Source organism: Comamonas sp. AG1104, from assembly GCF_003350425.1.
GTDB classification, from domain to species: domain Bacteria; phylum Pseudomonadota; class Gammaproteobacteria; order Burkholderiales; family Burkholderiaceae_C; genus Comamonas; species Comamonas testosteroni.
Map to the genome: position 1 here is coordinate 622652 of NZ_QQAS01000002.1, position 20010 is coordinate 642661.

Sequence of the window (20010 nt, forward strand, 5' to 3'; positions counted from 1 at the left end):
GTTCAGGCCACCTTCTTGTCCTGAGTCTTCAGGCTTTTGACGGCCTTGAGTACTTCGTCCACGTGGCCGGGAACCTTCAGGCCGCGCCATTCCTGCATCAGGATGCCGTCAGCGCCGATCAGGAAGGTGGAGCGCTCGATGCCCTTGACCTTCTTGCCGTACATGATCTTGTTCTTGACCACGCCAAACATGTGGCACATCTTCTCTTCGGTGTCGGCAATCAGCTCGAACGGCAGTTCCAGCTTTTCCTTGAAGTCGTTGTGCGAGTTCATGTTGTCGCGCGACACGCCGAACACGGTGGCGCCAGCCTTCACGAAATCCTTGTACTTATCGCGGAATTGCATTGCTTCCGTGGTACAACCCGGCGTGTTGTCCTTGGGGTAGAAATACAGGATCAGAATCTGGCCGTTGTGCGAGGTGTTGGACACCTTGACGCCGCCGGTGGCGTTGGCTTCAAATTCTGGGAGTGGTTTGTTGACAACGATCGCCATGCGCTTGTATCTCTCGGGTGTGTTCGTTGAAATGCCGAGGACGTCGGTGGTATTTTTGTTTTTATCAATCGATCGCCCCCAACCGCAACCTGCGATTTTACCCTGAAATACGTATTTCTCTCAATGTAAGCTCAGAAGTCTATGCTAGCAGCAGGGCTGCGACTACATTGCGGCCTTCGCTGGCCAGAACGTTATAGGTGCGGCAGGCCGATGCGGTGTCCATGCTCTCCAGTCCAATGCGTTTGGCGATCAGCGGTTTGAGCCAGGCCACAGGCGGAAAGCGGTTCTTGCTGCCGCTGCCGAAGAGCACGACTTCCGCATCCAGCTTGGCAAGCTCCTCGAAATGCTCGGCCGTCAGGTCTTCGAAGCGGGTGCAGTTCCACTCGGTCAGCAGGCCGCGGGCTCCGACCAGCAGACTGGTTTCGTGGTTTTGCTTGTCAACGGCGATCCAGCCCGGGCCATAGCCGGTGATGGTTTGCGCATCGGATTTGTCTGCCTGAAATTTCATGATGGAGAGTGTGCGCAATCGGCGCGCTGGACGGGTGCGATGGCTGCTGTCTCCATACAGAGAGGGTGGGGACATTGCTGCAGCGCGGAACTGTGCTTAAATTATAGGTTTCACCATGGCACTTAATGCGCCCTGGCGTGCCTGAAATCCTTTTGTATTGATTCGCATGAAAACCGTTCAAAAATCCGCCAAATTAGCAAACGTCTGTTACGACATCCGCGGGCCGATCATGGACGCGGCGAAGAAGATGGAGGACGACGGCCAGAAGATCATCAAGCTCAATATCGGCAATCTGGCCGTGTTCGGCTTCGATGCTCCGGAGGAAGTGCAGCAGGACATGATCCGCAACCTGCCCAACTCGGCAGGCTACTCCGACAGCAAGGGCATCTTCGCGGCGCGCAAGGCCGTGATGCACGAAACCCAGCGCCAGGGCATCAAGGGCGTGACGCTGGACGATATCTATCTGGGCAACGGTGCTTCGGAGCTGATCAGCCTGGCCACCAACGCGCTGCTGGACAACGGCGACGAGATGCTGCTGCCTGCGCCCGACTATCCGCTGTGGACGGCTGCCACCAGCCTGTCCGGCGGCACGCCCGTGCATTACATGTGCGACGAGTCCAATGGCTGGATGCCCAACATGGACGACATCCGCGCCAAGATCACGCCGCGCACCAAGGGCATCGTCGTCATCAACCCCAACAACCCCACGGGTGCCCTGTACTCGAGGGAGCTGCTGCTGCAGATCGTGGAGCTGGCGCGCGAGCATGGCCTGGTCATTTTCGCGGACGAGGTCTACGACAAGGTGCTGTACGAGGATGCCAAGCACACGCCGCTGGGCAGCCTGTCCATCGATGTGCTGACCATTACCTTCAATTCCCTCTCCAAGGCCTACCGCTCCTGCGGCTACCGTGCTGGCTGGATGGTGATTTCGGGCGACAAAAAGCCCGCCAAGGATTACATCGAGGGCCTGAACATGCTCTCCAACATGCGCCTGTGCGCCAATGTGCCCGGCCAATGGGCGGTGCAGACGGCACTGGGCGGTCATCAGAGCATCGATGCCCTGGTGCAGGAGGGCGGTCGCCTGCGCGTGCAGCGCGATCTCGCCTGGGAGCTGATCAACGCCATTCCCGGCGTGAGCTGCGTCAAGCCCCAGGGCGCGCTGTACATGTTCCCGCGCCTTGATCCCGCCGTCTACCCCATCCAGGACGACCAGGAATTCTTCCTTGAAGTGCTGCAGGAAACCAAGGTCATGCTGGTGCAGGGCACGGGCTTCAACTGGCCCGAGCCTGATCACTTCCGCATCGTGTTCCTGCCGCATGAGGCAGATCTGCGCGAGGCCATCAACCGGCTGGCAGCCTTCCTCGAGAAGTACCGCAAGCGCCATGGCACGGACAAGCCCAAGGCAGTGCCGGCAGAAAAGGCACTCAAGCCTGCCAAGGCTGAGAAAGCCGCGTAACTCATCTTTTTGATAGCTGGTGGCGCTTGATTTTCAAGCGCTTCAGCGCTTTTTTGACCTTAGAACTTATGAAACCCATCCAAGTAGGCCTGTTGGGCATTGGCACCGTAGGCAGCGGTACTTTCAATGTGCTGGAACGCAACCAAGACGAGATTCGCCGTCGTGCGGGTCGTGGCATTGAAATTACCATGGTCGCCGACTTGGATACCGAACGCGCCAAGAGCGTGGTGGGTGACAAGGTCAAGGTGGTCGGCGACGCACGTGAAGTCATCGCCAACCCCGATATCGATGTGGTGGTCGAGCTGATCGGCGGCTACGGCATTGCCAAGGCCCTGGTGCTGGAAGCCATCGCGGCCGGCAAGCATGTCGTGACCGCCAACAAGGCCCTGCTGGCCGTGCACGGTACGGAAATCTTCAAGGCCGCAGCCGAGAAGGGCGTGATGGTGGCCTATGAAGCTGCCGTGGCCGGTGGCATTCCCATCATCAAGGCACTGCGCGAAGGCCTGACTGCCAACTCCATCCAGTGGGTGGCCGGCATCATCAACGGCACGACCAACTTCATCCTGTCCGAAATGCGCGACAAGGGCCTGGACTTCGACGTGGTGCTCAAGGAAGCGCAGCGTCTGGGTTATGCCGAAGCCGACCCCACCTTCGACATCGAGGGTGTGGATGCGGCCCACAAGGCTACGCTGATGAGCGCGATTGCCTTCGGCATTCCCGTGCAGTTCGACAAGGCCTATGTAGAAGGCATCACCAAGCTGGCCGGTGCCGATATCCGTTACGCTGAGCAACTGGGCTACCGCATCAAGCTGCTGGGCATCACCAAGCGCACGGACAAGGGCATCGAGCTGCGCGTGCACCCCTCGCTGGTGCCTTCCAAGCGTCTGATTGCCAATGTGGAAGGCGCGATGAACGCCGTGGTGGTGAACGGCGATGCCGTGGGCACCACGCTGTACTACGGCAAGGGCGCCGGGTCCGAGCCCACCGCTTCCGCCGTGGTGGCCGACCTGGTGGATATCGCCCGCATGGACGGCTCTGATCCTGCCCACCGCGTACCTGCCCTGGCCTTCCAGAGCAGCAGCCTGGCTGCCGCCGGCAGCGAGCTGCCCGTGCTGCCCATGGCCGAGGTCGTGACCAGCTACTACCTGCGCATCCGCGTGGCCGACGAAGCCGGAGTGCTGGCCAAGATCACCGGCCTGCTTGCGAATGCCGGCATCAGCATCGATGCCGTGCTGCAGCGCGAAGCCGACGAAGTGGGTGGCGAAGGCTCGACCCAGACCGACCTGATCATCCTCACGCACGACACGCGCGAAGGGGATATGGACAAGGCTCTGGCGGAAATCCAGGGCCTGCCCACGGTGCTGGCTCCCATCACCCGCATCCGCAAGGAAGAGCTGAACTAAGGACTTGAGCATGTACCGTCGCACTCAAACCGGTTTATTCCCTGTTCAGTGCGGTGTCGGTATTGCAAACTCCTTCAAAGGCTGGCGCGTTATGGCGTCAGCCTTTTTGTTTTTAGTGGCAGCGGGTGCGCAAGCGGCGCCCGTCGATGTCTATCGTGGCACGCTGGGCGGCTCGGCGGTGGTGATGGCGCTGGGCAAGCCGGGTGAGGGTGGCGAACGCCAGGGGCGCTATTTCTATCTGCGCCATGGAGTGGATATTCCACTCCGGGGCGCGCTGAGTGCGCTGTCTGAAGCACGTCCTTTGAATAACGACTGGGCGCGTGAAAGCGGTGGCGAGCCTCCTGTGTTGACCGACTCCCAACAGCGCCGCATCGTTTGGCAACTGCGCCAGCAAGGCAGTGCTTTGGCAGGTGAATGGGTGGATGATATTCACGGCAAGAAACTGCCGCTAGCCCTTACCCATATTGCGCAGTACGACCCTGAAAAGATAGCGCCATTCGGTGTGGAGGCCGTGACGTTGGCGATTGTGCAAGGTGCGGGCAGCGGTATTGCATCGGGCGTTGCCATCTCGGCACAGGCCACGCCCTACGACTATCTGAAAGTGGCCGAGCAAAAGCTGGAGCAGGGCAAGGAAGTGGTGGTCAGCCCCACTCTGGCCTGGAGGCCGGTGCGCGATGCGCGTACCCAGTTCTGGTATCCGCGCCTCACGCGTCACCCGGATAGCAAAATTCTGGCGCAGACCAATACCGTTCTGGAGCAGCGCCACTGGGGCATGAGTCTGGAGGCGCTGGCCTGTGTGGGCTCGATTTACCAGAACGCTGGTCCGGCGGCAGGCTCACTGGGGGACTTTAATAACGAGTCGATCAAGGTGACCTACCTCTCAAGTGCCTTGATGAGTGTGGTGGAGTCCGGTTCAACCGGTTGCGGTGGCGCGCACCCCAACAATCATTACGACCCCTTTGTGCTGGATTTGCTGCGGGGCGGCTATATGGACTTCACCCGCCTGCTCAAGGACGTGAAATATGGCGAGTACAAGCTGGAATACGGTGATCGGTTGTCGCGTTTTCTGAGCAAGGCCGTGAACCGGCATTCCGAGGATGACAAGGAGTGCACCGAGCTGCTGCCCCAGTACATGGCGCTGATGTTCGATAAGCCCGACAAGATGAGTTTTGTGATCTCAGGCATAGGTCACGCCATGGGAGTGTGCCTGGGCAGCGGCGTCAGTGTCCCGTTCAAGGAGCTGAAGCCCTATATCAAGCCGGGGGCGCAACGCTATTTCCAGCCCTGAGCCCCATCCGGCGCGATATGAGGCAATGGCGTTGGCCGGTCTCTGCATTCGCGCACAGTCAAATCGGGCTTGCTGACCGATAATGGTCGGCTTGGCGGCATGACTTCTGTCCGTTTGGCTGTCCGTTCCGAATTTTAGTTTTTGGCGAGTTTGAGATGCTGTATCTGTCCACCCGCGGCCATGCTGACCGCAAGCGTTTTTGCGACATTTTGCTCGAAGGCCTGGCTCCCGATGGCGGCCTGTACCTGCCCGTCGAGTATCCCCAGATTGACGATGCCAAGCTGAGCCAGCTGCGCGAGACGCTGGCCAACAAGGGCTATGCGGCCCTGGCCTTCGAGATTCTGTCGCTTTATATCGACGACATTCCGGCCGAGGATCTGCGCGCCCTGTGTGCCAAGACCTATACCAGGGAAGTCTTTGGCAGCGACGCCATCGTGCCCGTGCGTCAGCTCGACGGCGTGCTGCACATCGAAGCCCTGTCCAACGGCCCCACGCTGGCCTTCAAGGACATGGCCATGCAGCTGCTGGGCAATCTGTTCGAGTACGAACTGGCCCGCCGCAACGAGGAACTGAATATCCTGGGTGCCACCAGCGGGGATACCGGCAGCGCGGCCGAGTATGCCATGCGCGGCAAGAAGGGTGTGCGCGTCTTCATGACCAGCCCCCACGGCCGCATGAGCCCCTTCCAGCAGGCGCAGATGTTCAGCCTGCAGGACGAGAACATCCACAACATCGCCATCGAAGGCGTGTTCGACGACTGCCAGGACATCGTCAAGGCCGTCTCCAACGACCACGCCTTCAAGGCCCAGTACAAGATCGGCACGGTCAACTCCATCAACTGGGCACGTCTGCTGGCCCAGGTGGTCTACTACTTTGCCGGTTATCTGCAAGCCACCCGATCCAATGATCAGAAGGTGAGCTTCACAGTGCCTTCCGGCAACTTCGGCAATATCTGCGCAGGTCATGTGGCGCGCCAGATGGGTCTGCCCATTGCCAAGCTGGTGGTAGCCACCAACGAAAACGATGTGCTCGACGAGTTCTTCCGCACCGGCGTCTACCAGGTGCGAGGCTCGGCCAATACCTACGAGACATCGAGCCCCTCGATGGACATCTCCAAGGCCAGCAATTTCGAGCGCTTTGTGTTCGACCTGGTGGGGCGCGACGGCGTGCGCACCAGGCAACTGTTCGCTGAAGGCGTGGCCAAGGCGGGCAAGTTCGATCTGAGCACAGATCCCGCCTTCAAGGATGCGGCCGGCAAGTACGGTTTTGTGAGCGGCAAGAGCACGCACGCCGACCGCCTGGCCACCATCAAGGACACCTTCGAGCGCTTTGACCAGATGATCGACACCCATACCGCCGACGGCGTGAAGGTGGCGCGCGAGCATCTGGGTGCCGAGCCCATGCTGGTGCTGGAAACCGCTCTGCCCATCAAGTTTGCCGCAACGATCGAAGAAGCGCTGGGCCGCCAGCCCGACCGTCCCGCCAAGTTCAACGGCATCGAAGACCTGCCCAAGCGCGTGGTCGTCATGGCTTCCGACGTGGACAAGGTCAAGGCCTTTATCGCCGCAAACTGCAGATAAAGTCCTGCGGCGCTAAGCTTGAAAAGCACCTGTGGCTTGGCGACAGGTGCTTTTTTTCTTTGGATAAAATTGGTATTTTGAGCTTTTCCATAGAGCGTTGGTAGCTATCAAAAACATATTGAAATCAAGATGAAGGTCATAGGCTTTGCCGGATATTCGGGCGCGGGCAAGACCGCCCTGGTCGAGGCGCTGGTGATGCTGATGAAGCAGCGCGGGCTGCGGGTCTCGGTCATCAAGCATGCCCACCATGACTTTGATGTGGATCGCGAGGGCAAGGACAGCTGGCGCCACCGCAAGGCCGGTGCCTACGAGGTGCTGCTCGCATCCGACAGGCGCATGGCGTTGATGCGCGAATACGAGCAGCCTGCGCAGCCCAGCGTGCACGACATGCTGGCGCAGCTGGACCCCAGCGTGGACTGGGTGCTGGTTGAAGGCTTCAAGCATGGCGAGCTGCCCAAGATCGAGGTCTGGCGGTTGCAGCAGGACAGGCTGGACAAGGGCAAGAGCCTGGAGCCGCTGTTTGCCCAGGACTCCCGGGTGCTGGCCGTGGCCACCGACGCTGCCCATGACCTGCCGCAAGCGCCTGTCCAGCCTGTACTGGATCTGAACCAGCCCCAGCTTGTGCTGCAATGGCTGCTGGCTCATTCGGACTCTCTGCAATACAAGAACTAAGGAAAGACACAGCAATGCAAGCATCACAGACGCCCCGCAAGCCGCTCAAGCCTCTGGACGAGGCCCTGCAGGAGCTGCTGGCCCAGGCCCGGCACCAGGCCGGCGCACAGCTGGTGGATACCTTCGATGCCGATGGCCGCGTGTTGCTGCAGGCCGCCGTCTCGCCGCTGCAGGTGCCGCCTCAGGACAACTCGTCCATGGACGGCTATGCAGTGCGCGCCGCCGAATGCGTGGGCGGCACGGCGGTGCTGCCGGTGTCGCAGCGCATTCCCGCCGGCACCTCACCTGAGGCCCTGGCTGCAGGCTCCGTCGCCCGCATCTTCACGGGCGCACCCGTGCCGGCCGGGGCCGATGCCGTCGTCATGCAGGAGGACTGCGAATTGCTCGAGGACGGCCGCGTGCGCATCAAGGTCGAGCCACGGGGCGGTCAGTGGATTCGCCGCGCGGGCGAGGACATCACGCAGGGAGCGACCGTGATCGAGGCCGGCACCCGCCTCACGCCAGCCCACCTTGGTTTGGCTGCCAGCATGGGTTTCGCCAGCCTGCAGGTGGCCCGCAAGCCGCGAGTGGCCCTTTTTTCCACCGGCGATGAACTGGTCATGCCCGGCACCGTCGCTCCGCAGGACATGCCAGCGGGCAGCATCTACAACAGCAACCGCTTCTTCCTGCGTGCATTGCTGTTGCGCATGGGCTGCGAGGTGACGGATCTGGGCATTGTTCCCGACGACCGCGAGGCCACGATTGCCGCACTGGCCGACGCCGCCATGGACCACGACGTGATCGTCACCAGCGGCGGCGTCTCCGTGGGTGAGGAAGACCATATCAAGCCCGCGGTGCAGGAGCTGGGACAGCTGGATCTTTGGCAGATCAACATCAAGCCCGGCAAGCCTTTTGCCTATGGCCGCGTCAATCGCGAGTCCGGCACGGGCTTTGCGCACTTCATCGGCCTGCCGGGCAACCCGGTCTCGAGCTTTGTCACCTTCCAGGTGCTGGTGCGCCCGTTCCTGTTGCGTCTGCAGGGCGTGCAGCATGTGCTGCCGCGAGCCATAGAGGCGCGCGCCGATTTCGTCTGGCCAAAGGGCGACAAGCGCAGAGAGTTTCTGCGGGTGCGCTACAACGAAAGCGGTGGGCTGGAGCTGTTCAGAAACCAGAGCTCGGGCGTGCTGACTTCCACGGCCTGGGGCGACGGCGTGGTGGACAACCCTGCCGGCACCACGATTGCCATGGGAGACAGCGTGCGCTTTATCCCATTTGCCGAGCTCATGGCCTGATGGAGTTGGAGATGAAGACCGTTACGATTCGATATTTCGCCTCTATCCGGGAAGCCTTGGGTACGGGCAGCGAAAGCCTGCAGACCCCGGCCACTACCGTGGGGGCATTGCGCGAGCAACTGATGAGCCGCAGCGATGCGGCTGCCCAGGTGCTGGCAGCCAGCAAGGCCGTGCGCATGGCGCTGAACCAGGATATCTGTGATGCCGATGCCGTGCTCAGCAATGGCGACGAAGTGGCGTTTTTTCCGCCAGTGACCGGGGGCTGATGAGTCTCTGAGTGCTTGTGAGCCTCTCGAAAGGGCTCTGAAGAAGCCTGAAGCCCACAGAAGGCCTGTGCAAACCGCATGCACAGGCCTTTTTGCTGTTTGCCGGTTTCCAGGTGCCAGCTTTGATCGTGAGATTGCTTACTAGGGTTTTCCAGGGGGCTGTTTTCATGAATCTGACGAGATTCATTTTGGAGAATCCGCGCTTTCTACAAGAAAGACAGAAAGCACTTACTCATGACAACTCACGTCAATATGGAGGAGACCCGCTCTGCGCGCTTTGCCATGCGCTGCGCCAGCTGGGCGGAGAAGTGGTTCCCGGATTCCTGGGTGTTTGCCGTGGTCGGCATCTTCATCGTGGTGCTGGCCGCGTTTGCGATCGGCGTGCCCGCGCAGGAAACCAGCAAGGCCTTTGGCAAAGGCTTCTGGAGTCTGATCCCCTTCACCATGCAAATGGCTTTTGTGGTGATTGGCGGTTATGTGGTGGCCAGCTCGGCTCCGGCTTCACGCCTGATCGAGACACTGGCGCGAGTGCCAAAGACAGGTCGTCAGGCCGTGGCCTGGGTGGCATTCGTGTCCATGACGGCATCGTTGCTGAATTGGGGCCTGAGCCTGGTGTTCGGCGGCCTGCTGGTCAAGGCATTGGCTCGACGCAGCGATATCAGGATGGATTACCGCGCCGCCGGTGCCGCTGCCTATCTGGGCCTGGGGGCCGTGTGGGCGCTGGGCATTTCTTCGTCGGCCGCACAGCTGCAAGCCAATGCAGCCAGCCTGCCTGCGGGCATTCTGGCCATCACGGGCGTGATTCCTTTCACACAGACGATCTTCATGTGGCAGTCTGGCGTGATGCTGGCCGTGCTGATGCTGGTCTCCATCGTCGTGGCCTATGTGACGGCGCCCAGCGACAAGGCTGCGCGTGATGCGGCCCAGTGCGAGGTCGATATCAAGGCCGAAACGGTGAAGGCTGTGGCTAGGCCCAGCCGTCCCGGCGAGTGGCTGGAATACAGCCCCATTCTCATCATCATGCTGGTGGCACTGACCGTGGGCTGGATGGTGGAAGAGTTCTCCAGCAAACCCTTCATTCAGGCGATCTCGGGTCTGAACACCTACAACCTGATATTTCTGATGGCAGGTGCATTGCTGCACTGGCGTCCGCGCAGCTTTCTGGATGCTGTGGCCCGCGCCGTACCTACCACCACGGGTGTGCTGATTCAGTTCCCGCTGTATGGCGCCATCGCCGCCATCATGACGGAAGTAAAGGGTGCGGATGGTGCCTCGATTGCCCACCATATCTCCACCTTTTTCACCCACTTCGCTACACATGACACCTATGCGCTGCTGATGGGTACATACTCGGCCGTGCTGGGCTTTTTCCTGCCCTCGGGCGGTGGCAAGTGGATCATCGAAGCGCCCTATGTGATGCAGGTGGCCAATGAACTGCACTACCACCTGGGGTGGGCGGTACAGATCTACAACGCCGCCGAAGCACTGCCCAATCTGATCAACCCCTTCTACATGCTGCCGCTGTTGGGCGTGCTGGGCCTCAAGGCGCGCGACCTGATCGGTTTCAGCTTTGTGCAATTGCTGGTTCACACACCGTTGGTGCTGTTCCTGCTATGGTTCCTGGGTCAGACTCTGAGCTATATCCCTCCTGTAATTCCATGATCGAAACCGCCGATTTGTCCACTCCCGAAGTCAACCCCGAGATCAGTGCCCGCACCCGCAGGGCTCTGGCTGAAGCGCGCGAGCGCGGAGTCAAGCTGGGTACGGCCGGTGCGGACAATATCCGCGCCACGGTGGAAAAACGAAAATCGGCGGCCGATGCCTTTGCCAGGCAGCACGAAGCGCTATTCGCCGAATTGCAGCAGCAAGGCCTGACCCACCGCGCCATGGCGGCCGAACTCAATGCGCGGGGCATTGCGGCCGCCAAGGGCGGTGAGTGGACCCATGGTCAGGTGCAGCGCATTCTGAACCGCTATGCGGACTGGAAGGCTGCCTAGTCGGCCTAGGTCCGAGGATAGCCACCGCATCTCAAGCCGTGCAGCTTCTGCCGCACGGCTTTTTTGATGGCGCAGGGTAATTGGTGAGCATTGGCCTGGAGCGAATGAGCCATGCAGTACAGCGCAAGGCCGTGATTCAGCGCCTGTCTGCCATGCACGTCGCGGGCTTCTGCCTTGTGGCTGCCAGTGCCAGCAAGCCCAGCACGATCAGCATCAGGCCATAGCCATAGGTGGTGGGCACCAGCCCCAGGCTCTGGGTCAGCAGGCCTGCCGCGATGGCGGGCAGGCTGAAGGCCAGATAGCTCAGCACATAGATGGTGGACAGCAGGCCGCCGCGCTCATGCGGCTCGGCCAGCGGCAGCACGCTGCGCAGCGCCCCCTGAAAGCCCACGCCAAAGCCCGCACCGGCAATGACGGAGGCGGCCACCATAAGCGTCAGGCTGTGACTGGCCACGCCCAGCAGCAGTATCACGATGCCCAGCGGCAGCACCGAGCCGCCAAAGCGCAGCATGCGCTGGGCTGTCCAGTGGCGCAGCAGCCAGATGGCCGCAGCCGCGCTCAGGGTGTTGATGCACACGGCCAGGCCTGCCATCAGGGTGGAGCCGGTGATCACGCGCAGCAGGGTGGGGCCCAGCGACAGATAAAAGCCCGCCAGCGCCCAGGCGGCGATATCCAGCGGCGCCATGCGCAGGAAGGCCGGGCGGATATGCGCGGGAAGGCGGATGCGAGGCCGCATGGAGGCCAGGGCCCCGCTGCGGCGGCTGACGGTTTCAGGCATCACGGCAATGGCCCAGGCCGATGCCGCAAATACCAGCAGCAGCCACCAGTAGATCTGGTGCAGTCCGTCATGGCCGTGGCTGGCCAACTGGTTGGCACCGAACACGCCGGCTGCCATGCCGATCATGGGAGACAGTGTATTGATCAGCGCACCGCGTTCGCGGTCCATGTCGAGCAGGGCAGCGCCCAGGGCTGCACTGGCCATGCCGGTGGCAAAGCCCTGCACCACGCGCGACCAGAGCAGGGCTTGCGCATCCTGTGCATGGGCGAACATCAGCATGGAGACAGCCTCCAGTCCCAGGGCGGCAAGAATGACGGGGCGCCGGCCCAGGTAATCGGACAGTGCGCCCATGGTGAGCAGGGCGACGAGCAGGCTGAAGGCATAGACCGCGAAGATCAGGGTCAGCATGCCCGACGAAAAGCCCCAGGCCTGCTGGTAGAGGCGATACAAGGGCGTGGGAGCGCTGGACGCAGCCAGAAAACTGGCCAGGGTCAGGGCGACAGCAGCCATATTGCGGGTGCTGGACGCCGCAGTCAGGGATATAGAGGATGTGGGCATGGGAAAGCAGGCTCCGCTACCATAAAAGCAAAATTTTTGCGTTTGCGTATTCTGCGTTAATTCTTTGTTAACGCAAATATTTAGCTTTAATGACCATGATTGCAAAAGACCCAGTCCAATCCCGACCTGGCGGGCGCAGCTCCCGTGTACAGGCCAGCGTGCATCAGGCGGTGAGGAAACTGCTGGAGCGCATGCCGCGCGAGGAGCTGACCTTTCCCCTGATCGCCACCGAAGCCGGCGTGACGCCTTCCACGCTGTACCGCCGCTGGGGCGATCTGCCGCAATTGCTGGCCGATGTGGCGCTGGAGCGCATCCGTCCCATTGCCGAGCCGGCGGACACGGGCAGCCTGCATGGCGATCTGCAGGCCTGGACCGAGCAATACATCGAGGAAATGGGCTCGCCTCTGGGGCGCACCTTGCTGCGCGATACCTTGGTGGCGACCCAGGAGGATCAGGTGACTTGCGCCTGCGTGGACATCATTCGCGACCAGCTCGGCATTGTGCTGAGCCGGGCCCGGGCGCGTGGCGAGTCGGGTCCCGATGTGGACACCATGCTGGATCAACTGGTGGCACCCATCGTCTATCGCATTCTCTATGGTCTGCAGCCTGATGTGGCTTTCGGGCGCAAGCTGGTCGAGCACCTGACGCCCAAGCAGGCCTGAGGCGCTTGTACTAGAATCGCGACTCACAGGTGCTAAGGGGCGCCTGCCCGCACAAGAGGCTCTCACCCTTGCTTTCGGCAGCGTGTTCACGCTCGATTCGATGTTCTGTCAGACCATGGTTGTTCTAAGGGCCCAGCGCGGGAGGCTCCTATGCAACCTGGAGCACTGTCATGACTTCATCTCTCCTTCCCCAGGCGCGGCGCGCGCTGACGCGGGACTACAAACAGGCGTTTCCCGCCATGGGTATCTACGCGGTGCGCTGCGATGCTGCCGGCTTGTTGCGCCTGGGTGCCAGCCGCAATGTGGATGCAATACTCAACCGCCTGCGGTTCGAGCTGAGCCATGGCTCCCGGCGCGATCTGGCAATGGCCCAGGCCTGGGCCCGCCATGGCGCACAGGCATTCCGTTTCGAAGTACTGGACCGCGTCAAGGAACGCGACGACCCTTTGTTCGACTATGACGGTGAACTTCAGGCCCTGCTGTCGCTGTGGCAGCAAGAGCTGCAAAAGGTGCAAGAGGTGCAGTCATGAGCGGCGCATCCGTGAATGTCATGAGTTCAGGCCAAGCGCTGCCCGCTGGTGCTGTAGCCATTGACCCGTCGGGTCCGGCCATGGGGGCAAGTGCTGTTTCCGGATTTCTGCCGCCGCAGGCCCTGGTCGACGAGATCAAGGTGCGCGCCCGCGTGCGCTTGAGCCGTGCACGGCGCGATGGGGCGGCGGGCTCGACCAGCTTGCGCGATCACCTGCATCAGGCGGCGCGCGAGGTCGGCTTTGCCGACTGGGAGCAGGCGCGTCGAGTGCTGGGAGCGCTGGCGGCACCGGGAGATGACATGGGCAGCTTCTGGCATGTGCCGCGTAGCGGCATTCTTCTGCACATCTGGTTCAGCGAGTATGCACAGGCGCGCAGCGTGCTTGCACAGCAGGCGGATGGTTTTTTGCTGCCTTATCGGCGCCAGTGCTTCATCGTGCAAGCGCCGTTCATCGAGGCCTTGGGCTTGAAACCGGCCGACCCGGCCTGGGCCGCCATAGGGCGAGATCTGGTCGCCGCCTACGGAACGCCTGCCTGGCGGGCCTTGGCCTGGCAGCGTCTCAATGCGCCTGCCGGAGCCTTCTGATCTGCTCTCGAGTGGAAGAGGTTCCTGAAATCTGAAGCGAAAAATGCTGGTCTGAAAGCGCTGAAAACCGGTTCCGTCCGGGCTTTCAGGCCGGGTCTGCAGGAGTGGGAAACTGCGGTGCACGCCATTCCAGCAGCTCGGCCAGGCGTTGCACGATCCAGCCCGCTTCAAGTGCCGTGACGACCGAGCCCTCCGCGGCCAAGCCCGCATGCATGCCCAGCAGCACCTGCTCTTCGGAGGAGTTGCCCGAGTGATAGAGCGTCTGCGCCTGCTCGGTCAGATGGCTTGCCAGGTCTTCGCACAGCTCATAGCGTGCGACGACCTCGGCAATCGGGGCGGACAGCTTGCCGCTGCGCGTGCGAAACAGCTCGGCAAAGCTGGGCGGCGGCTGAATCTGGCTGGTATCGTCCATAGAGCCTTGACCTTTAGCTCGGTTCGAACAGGCGCTCGAAACGCTCGATGTCCACGGCCAGCTCGCAGGTAATGAGCTGGCCCGATTTGTTGTCGCGCTTGCGGTGGGCGGCAAACAGCGTGGCCTTGCCCTTGAAGTTGTAGTCGGGCAGATGGATCAGCTCATAGGGATAGGGCACAAAGAGCTGGAACTCGAAAATCATCCGGTGCTCGTTGCGCGGAGAGGGGTACAGCGTGTACTCCGGCAGATTGATGGTTTGTGTGGCCATGGCGCAATGCTAATGCGCCGGACATGCCCATGCTGGCCTGCGACAATGCGGCTATGACTGCTGCACGTGTATCCATTCAGACCCAGGACTTTGACCTCTCGGCCGAGATTGCCGCTTTGCGCACCGGCGATGCACGCGTGGGCGCGGTCTGCAGCTTTGTCGGCACGGTGCGCGACCGCAACGAGGGCGATGCCGTCTCCAGCATGGAGCTCGAGCATTACCCCGGTATGACCGAAAAGTCGATCGAAGCCATCATCGACAAGGCCGTGGCGCGCTTTGGCATCTATGGCGCGCGTGTGATTCACCGTATCGGCCTGCTGCAGCCCATGGACCAGATCGTGTTGGTGGCCGTGACCAGCGCCCACCGCGGCAAATCCTTCGAGGCCTGCGAATACATCATGGACTATCTGAAGTCCGAAGCGCCGTTCTGGAAAAAAGAGCAGACCGAGCAAGGCGCCCGCTGGGTGGATGCGCGTGTCAGCGATGAGCAGGCATTGGCGCGATGGCAGTGATTCTATGAATTGATAGCTGCTTACGCATTTACCCATTGAGTTTCAATTGAAAAATCATCTGAAACGCAATACGAAAGAGAGGTGGATGCTATGCTTTTTGTAGATTGTTCCGCTGCAGCCAGCGGGGTGGCTTGAAGACCAGTACATTGCCAGCCATCACCAGGATCAGGCCCAGCATGCCGGCAGCAGTCCACTGGTAGCCTTCGAACAGAGCCGAGATATTGAGCGCCACAATGGGAAACAGCACTGTGGCATAGGCGGCTTTTTCGGGTCCCAGTCGGCCCACCAGTGTGAGGTAGGCGGTAAAGGCAATCACCGAGCCGGGAATGGCCAGATACAGCAGCGCGCCTGTATATTGCAGGCTGGTATCAAAGTGCCAGGGCAGACCGGCAATCAGCGCATACGCTACCAGCAGCAGCGTGCCGGCCAGCATACCCCAGGCATTGGTGTGCAGCGGCCTGTAGCCCAGGCTCTGCAGCGATGCAGAAAGCATGTTCCCGCAGGAAAAGCACAGCGTTCCACCCAGCGCCCACAACAGACCTTGCCAGCTGGCGTGCTGACCTTGCTGCAGCTCCGGCCAGAACAGAATCACCAGGCCCGTCAGGCCCAGAGCGCTGCCTGCGAGCACATTGGGCGCAAGCCTGCGACCATGGATGACTCGCGCCAGAAATGCATTCCAGATGCTGGCACTGGAAAACACCACGGCAGCCAGACCGCTGGTCAGGGTCTCGCTGGCGTGCATGAAGCAGACAAAGTTCAGGCTGAACAGGCATAGTCCCTGGCCCAGCACGCGTGGAATGGCTGCGCCGCGGGGGACACGCCACTGGCGGGTCAGCAGCAGCCAGGCAAAAAGCACCAGGGAGGCAAGACCAAAGCGGTAGGCGATGGACAGCTCTACGGGTACGCTGCCCAGTTGCATCTTGAGAGCGATCCAGGTGGAGCCCCAGATCAGCACGACCAGGGCATAAAGAGGTAAAAGCATGGCAAGTCTTGGTGCTTGGAAGAACCAAGATCTTGCGCGCCTGGATTGGCTCTGCATTGCACATTCCTGCGGTTTTGTGGCGCTGCAGCAAGCGCGGCCAGATGGCTGGCGCCACAATGCAGGCATGCCCGCCAGCGTTGTATCCGCCCCTTCGCATCTGAGTCATGTACTGGCTCGGTCACGTGCCCAGATCAGGCGCAGAGCGGGTTTGAGCCAGTCGCTGGAATTGGCAATCTGGGCCAATCACGATGATGAGGTGCACTACCGCCAGCAAGGGCATCACACGTTGTCTGTCTATCTGGCCGGAGGTCGGGGATCGCAACTCAAGGACGATGCACTGGCCCGAGGCGAAGCAGGGCGCTTTTGCGTTCTCCCGGCCGAGCATGAATCGCGCTGGCTGGTGCGCGAGCCCGTGCAGTTTCTGCACCTGTATGTCTCGGATATTGCCTGGGCCGACCGTGTGGTGCGCCTGCTGGATTCCGAGCCGCGCAGCATTACGCTGACACCACAGATTTATTCCCAAGACCCAATCTATGCGCAATGGGCACAGGCGCTGTGGCGACTGGACTGGAGTGGGGCTCACGACATATGGCAGGCGGACTGCCTGAGCCAGCAAGTGCTGGACCGGCTGGTGCTGCAATCGGCGGCGCCCTGGCAGCGGCACAAGCTGCTGAAACCACTGGGTGGCCTGTCATCCACGGCCCGGCGCAAGGTGCTTGACTATGTGGATGCCCATCTGGCCGACAGCAAAGCCCTGAGCTTGCCCGCGCTGGCGCAGGTCGTGGCCTTGTCCGAATATCACTTTGCCCGTATGTTCCATCAAAGCATGGGTTGCACCGTGCATGACTGGGTCATGCAGCGGCGTCTGCAGCAGGTCTGTGTCCGCCTGCAGGGCTGCACAGGCAGTGCGAGGGGGCGCACGCCGCAGCTGGCATGGCTGGCCGCCGAAACGGGGTTTGCCAATGCCAGCCATTTGCTGCGCAGCTTTCGCAAGCACTATGGGCTTACTCCTACGCAACTGGCCCGCTGCTGGCGCGATGCTTGACTTGATATACCGCAAGCAGGGTGGTTGTGGATCTGCCTTTTGCTGTTTTTTGCGCATTAGGGTCTTGAAACCCCCTGTTTGACTATCAGATAAATGGCAATGAATCTGATTGGAGCGAAAGCGACAAACCATGCGAATTGACAAACTGACGACCAAATTCCAAGAAGCCTTGGCCGACGCGCAGTCCCTGGCGCTCGGTGCTGATCAATCCACCATCGACCCACTGCACCTGCTGGTAGCCATGCTGCGCCAGGACGACGGCCCGCGCGCGCTGCTGCAGCGCGCCGGCGGCAATGTGCAACAACTCAAGAACCTGGCCGAACAGGCCATGGCTGATCTGCCGCGCGTGCAGCAGCAAGGCGATGTGCAGGTCGGCTCGGAGCTGGCTCGGCTGCTGCAGGCCTCGGAGAAGGAAGCGCTCAAGCGCGGTGACCAGTTCATCGCCAGCGAGCTGTTTCTGCTGGCGCTGGCCGATGCCGCAGGCTCGGCCACGCGTGCCGGTGCTTTGCTCAAGCAAAGCGGCGTGAGCAAGTCCAGCCTGGAGGCTGCCATCAATGCCGTGCGAGGAGGTCAGAACGTGGACAGTGCAGAAGCCGAAGGCCAGCGCGAAGCGCTAAAAAAATACACACTGGACCTGACCGAGCGTGCCCGCAGCGGCAAGCTGGACCCGGTGATTGGCCGCGACGATGAAATCCGCCGCGCCATCCAGGTGCTGCAGCGCCGCAGCAAGAACAACCCCGTGCTCATCGGCGAGCCTGGTGTGGGCAAGACCGCCATTGTTGAAGGTCTGGCCCAGCGCATCGTGGCCGGCGAGGTGCCCGAGAGCCTGCAGAACAAGCGCGTGCTGTCGCTGGACATGGCGGGCCTGCTGGCTGGTGCCAAGTACCGCGGCGACTTCGAGGAGCGCCTCAAATCCGTGCTCAAGGAAATTGCACAGGACGAAGGCCGCATCATTCTTTTCATCGACGAAATCCACACCATGGTGGGCGCCGGCAAGGCCGATGGCGCCATGGACGCCGGCAATATGCTCAAGCCCGCACTGGCGCGTGGCGAGCTGCATTGCGTGGGTGCGACCACACTCGATGAATACCGCAAATACATCGAAAAGGATGCCGCTCTGGAGCGCCGCTTCCAGAAGGTCATCGTGGACGAGCCTTCGGTGGAGGACACGATTGCCATTCTGCGCGGCTTGCAGGTGAAGTACGAGGCGCATCACAACGTCGATATCACCGACCCCGCCATCGTTGCCGCTGCGGAGCTGAGCCATCGCTACATCACCGACCGTTTTCTGCCTGACAAGGCCATCGACCTGATCGATGAGGCTGCGGCCAAGATCAAAATCGAAATGGACTCCAAGCCCGAGGTGATGGACAAGCTCGAGCGCCGCATGATTCAGCTCAAGATCGAGCGCGAAGCCATGAAGCGCGAAAAGGACGAGGCTTCGCAAAAGCGCCTGCAGTTGATCGAGGAAGAGCTCGAAAGCCTTGAGCGCGAGTACGCCGATCTCGAGGAAATCTGGAAGGCCGAGAAAGCCAGCGCTCTGGGCTCGGAGCAGATCCGCAAGGAAGTGGACCAGTTGCGCATCCAGATCGAGGAGTTCAAGCGCAAGGGCGATTTCAACAAGGTTGCCGAGCTGCAGTACGGCAAGCTGCCCGCACTCGAAAAGCAGCTGCATGAAGCTCAGGCCAAGGAGGAGGGCCAGGACGGCGCAACGGCCAACAAGCTGCTGCGCACCCAGGTCGGAGCCGAAGAGATTGCCGAGGTGGTCAGCCGTGCCACTGGCATCCCCGTGGCCAAGATGATGCAGGGTGAAAAAGACAAGCTGCTGCACATGGAGGGCAAGCTGCACGAGCGTGTGGTGGGTCAGGAGGAGGCGATCAGCGCCGTGGCCAATGCCATCCGCCGCTCGCGCTCGGGCCTGTCCGATCCCAACCGGCCCACCGGCTCCTTCCTGTTCCTCGGCCCCACGGGCGTGGGCAAGACCGAGCTGTGCAAGGCGCTGGCAGGATTCCTGTTCGACAGCGAGGACCATCTGGTGCGCATTGACATGAGTGAGTTCATGGAAAAGCACTCTGTGGCACGCTTGATAGGTGCGCCTCCCGGCTATGTGGGCTATGAAGAGGGCGGCTACCTGACGGAAGCCGTGCGCCGCAAGCCCTATAGCGTGCTGCTCCTGGACGAGGTGGAAAAAGCCCACCCCGATGTCTTCAATGTGTTGCTGCAGGTTCTGGACGATGGTCGATTGACCGACGGCCAGGGTCGCACGGTGGACTTCAAGAACACCGTGATCGTGATGACCAGCAATATCGGCTCGCATTTGATACAGGCTATGGTTGGCGAGGATGCCGATGATGTGAAGGAAGCGGTCTGGGGGGAACTTAAAAACCATTTCCGACCCGAATTCTTGAACCGCATCGATGAAACCGTGGTTTTCCATGCCCTGGATGCCAAGAACATCGAGGCGATTGCCAGGATTCAGCTGAAGTTGCTGGAAAGCCGTCTGCAGAAGATGGAGCTGAGCATGCAGGTGTCCGAGCAAGCCCTGGCCGAGCTGGCCAAGGTGGGCTTCGATCCCGTGTTCGGTGCCCGTCCGCTCAAGCGCGCCATCCAGCAGCGTATTGAAAACCCGCTGTCCAAGTTGTTACTTGAGGGAAAGTTCCCGCCCAAGAGTACGATAGCTGTGACAGTCGACCCGGTGAATGATCCCGGGGTGTTCCGGTTCGAGTCCGCAGGCACTGCCTGAGGCC

General features: G+C 61.2%; 21 protein-coding genes. 15 read left to right on the forward strand and 6 right to left on the reverse strand.

What is annotated here, in order from left to right:
- Positions 1-2: 2 nt before the first annotated feature.
- Together DFO48_RS07475 and DFO48_RS07480 are read right to left on the reverse strand one after the other, a co-directional pair.
- Positions 3-491 (reverse strand): peroxiredoxin, encoded by a 489-nt coding sequence (locus DFO48_RS07475; protein WP_003057908.1) that lies wholly within the window; start codon positions 489-491, stop codon positions 3-5.
- Positions 492-630: 139 nt separating this feature from the next.
- The gene (locus DFO48_RS07480) at positions 631-999 is read right to left on the reverse strand and encodes an Mth938-like domain-containing protein (RefSeq protein WP_003076571.1); all 369 of its coding nucleotides are present in this window, start codon (positions 997-999) and stop codon (positions 631-633) included.
- 166 nt (positions 1000-1165) lie between these two features.
- Between DFO48_RS07480 and DFO48_RS07485 the strand changes: the two genes are divergently transcribed.
- From DFO48_RS07485 to DFO48_RS07525, 9 genes are all read left to right on the forward strand, one after another.
- Complete coding sequence (locus DFO48_RS07485; RefSeq protein ID WP_003057902.1) at positions 1166-2455, forward strand: pyridoxal phosphate-dependent aminotransferase; 1290 nt, start codon at positions 1166-1168, stop codon at positions 2453-2455.
- Between the two features lie 68 nt (positions 2456-2523).
- On the forward strand, positions 2524-3858 hold the full coding sequence (locus DFO48_RS07490; RefSeq protein ID WP_114862996.1) for a homoserine dehydrogenase: 1335 nt from the start codon (positions 2524-2526) through the stop codon (positions 3856-3858).
- Between the two features lie 91 nt (positions 3859-3949).
- Entirely contained in the window at positions 3950-5146 is a 1197-nt protein-coding gene (locus tag DFO48_RS07495; protein WP_114862997.1) for a hypothetical protein, read from the forward strand.
- Between the two features lie 155 nt (positions 5147-5301).
- Positions 5302-6726, forward strand: a complete 1425-nt coding sequence (thrC, locus tag DFO48_RS07500; protein ID WP_114862998.1) for a threonine synthase — start codon at positions 5302-5304, stop codon at positions 6724-6726.
- 129 nt (positions 6727-6855) lie between these two features.
- A complete protein-coding gene (gene mobB / locus DFO48_RS07505) occupies positions 6856-7398 on the forward strand; it encodes a molybdopterin-guanine dinucleotide biosynthesis protein B (RefSeq protein ID WP_114862999.1) in 543 nt (180 codons plus the stop codon).
- 14 nt (positions 7399-7412) lie between these two features.
- Positions 7413-8669: a gephyrin-like molybdotransferase Glp gene (glp, locus tag DFO48_RS07510; protein ID WP_114863000.1), complete on the forward strand. Its 1257-nt coding sequence runs from the start codon at positions 7413-7415 to the stop codon at positions 8667-8669.
- A gap of 11 nt (positions 8670-8680) precedes the next feature.
- A complete protein-coding gene (gene moaD, locus DFO48_RS07515; protein WP_003076560.1) occupies positions 8681-8935 on the forward strand; it encodes a molybdopterin converting factor subunit 1 in 255 nt (84 codons plus the stop codon).
- A gap of 234 nt (positions 8936-9169) precedes the next feature.
- Complete coding sequence (locus DFO48_RS07520) at positions 9170-10597, forward strand: short-chain fatty acid transporter (protein WP_114863001.1); 1428 nt, start codon at positions 9170-9172, stop codon at positions 10595-10597.
- Positions 10594-10932: a recombinase family protein gene (locus tag DFO48_RS07525; protein ID WP_114863002.1), complete on the forward strand. Its 339-nt coding sequence runs from the start codon at positions 10594-10596 to the stop codon at positions 10930-10932. The genes DFO48_RS07520 and DFO48_RS07525 overlap by 4 nt, the downstream gene beginning before the upstream one ends.
- Before the next feature lie 136 nt (positions 10933-11068).
- On the opposite strand, the gene DFO48_RS07530 is transcribed toward DFO48_RS07525, so the two are convergent.
- Positions 11069-12268, reverse strand: a complete 1200-nt coding sequence (locus DFO48_RS07530; protein WP_233506344.1) for an MFS transporter — start codon at positions 12266-12268, stop codon at positions 11069-11071.
- Positions 12269-12357: 89 nt separating this feature from the next.
- On the opposite strand from DFO48_RS07530, the gene DFO48_RS07535 reads away from it, so the two are divergent.
- The 3 genes from DFO48_RS07535 (at position 12358) to DFO48_RS07545 (ending at position 14044) form a co-directional block, all read left to right on the forward strand.
- The gene (locus tag DFO48_RS07535; protein ID WP_003076554.1) at positions 12358-12930 is read left to right on the forward strand and encodes a TetR/AcrR family transcriptional regulator; all 573 of its coding nucleotides are present in this window, start codon (positions 12358-12360) and stop codon (positions 12928-12930) included.
- A gap of 170 nt (positions 12931-13100) precedes the next feature.
- Positions 13101-13460 carry a GIY-YIG nuclease family protein gene (locus DFO48_RS07540; RefSeq protein WP_114863004.1) on the forward strand — a complete coding sequence of 120 codons (360 nt, stop codon included), beginning with the start codon at positions 13101-13103 and terminating at the stop codon, positions 13458-13460.
- A complete protein-coding gene (locus tag DFO48_RS07545; RefSeq protein ID WP_114863005.1) occupies positions 13457-14044 on the forward strand; it encodes a hypothetical protein in 588 nt (195 codons plus the stop codon). The genes DFO48_RS07540 and DFO48_RS07545 overlap by 4 nt, the downstream gene beginning before the upstream one ends.
- Before the next feature lie 85 nt (positions 14045-14129).
- Here DFO48_RS07545 and DFO48_RS07550 read toward each other — a convergent pair whose 3' ends face one another.
- Both DFO48_RS07550 and DFO48_RS07555 read right to left on the reverse strand, forming a co-directional pair.
- Entirely contained in the window at positions 14130-14456 is a 327-nt protein-coding gene (locus DFO48_RS07550; protein ID WP_003064330.1) for a hypothetical protein, read from the reverse strand.
- A 13-nt stretch (positions 14457-14469) separates the two neighbouring features.
- Positions 14470-14724 carry a hypothetical protein gene (locus DFO48_RS07555; protein WP_003057869.1) on the reverse strand — a complete coding sequence of 85 codons (255 nt, stop codon included), beginning with the start codon at positions 14722-14724 and terminating at the stop codon, positions 14470-14472.
- 53 nt (positions 14725-14777) lie between these two features.
- Here DFO48_RS07555 and DFO48_RS07560 point away from each other — a divergent pair, with 53 nt between their 5' ends.
- Positions 14778-15236, forward strand: coding sequence for a molybdenum cofactor biosynthesis protein MoaE (locus DFO48_RS07560; protein WP_114863120.1), 459 nt, complete (start codon positions 14778-14780; stop codon positions 15234-15236).
- A gap of 88 nt (positions 15237-15324) precedes the next feature.
- Here the strand turns inward: DFO48_RS07560 and DFO48_RS07565 are convergent, their stop codons facing one another.
- Positions 15325-16218 carry a DMT family transporter gene (locus DFO48_RS07565; RefSeq protein ID WP_114863006.1) on the reverse strand — a complete coding sequence of 298 codons (894 nt, stop codon included), beginning with the start codon at positions 16216-16218 and terminating at the stop codon, positions 15325-15327.
- 124 nt (positions 16219-16342) lie between these two features.
- On the opposite strand from DFO48_RS07565, the gene DFO48_RS07570 reads away from it, so the two are divergent.
- Positions 16343-17263, forward strand: coding sequence for a helix-turn-helix domain-containing protein (locus DFO48_RS07570; RefSeq protein ID WP_233506345.1), 921 nt, complete (start codon positions 16343-16345; stop codon positions 17261-17263).
- 130 nt (positions 17264-17393) lie between these two features.
- Entirely contained in the window at positions 17394-20006 is a 2613-nt protein-coding gene (gene clpB, locus DFO48_RS07575) for an ATP-dependent chaperone ClpB (protein ID WP_003064338.1), read from the forward strand.
- Positions 20007-20010 lie beyond the last annotated feature (4 nt).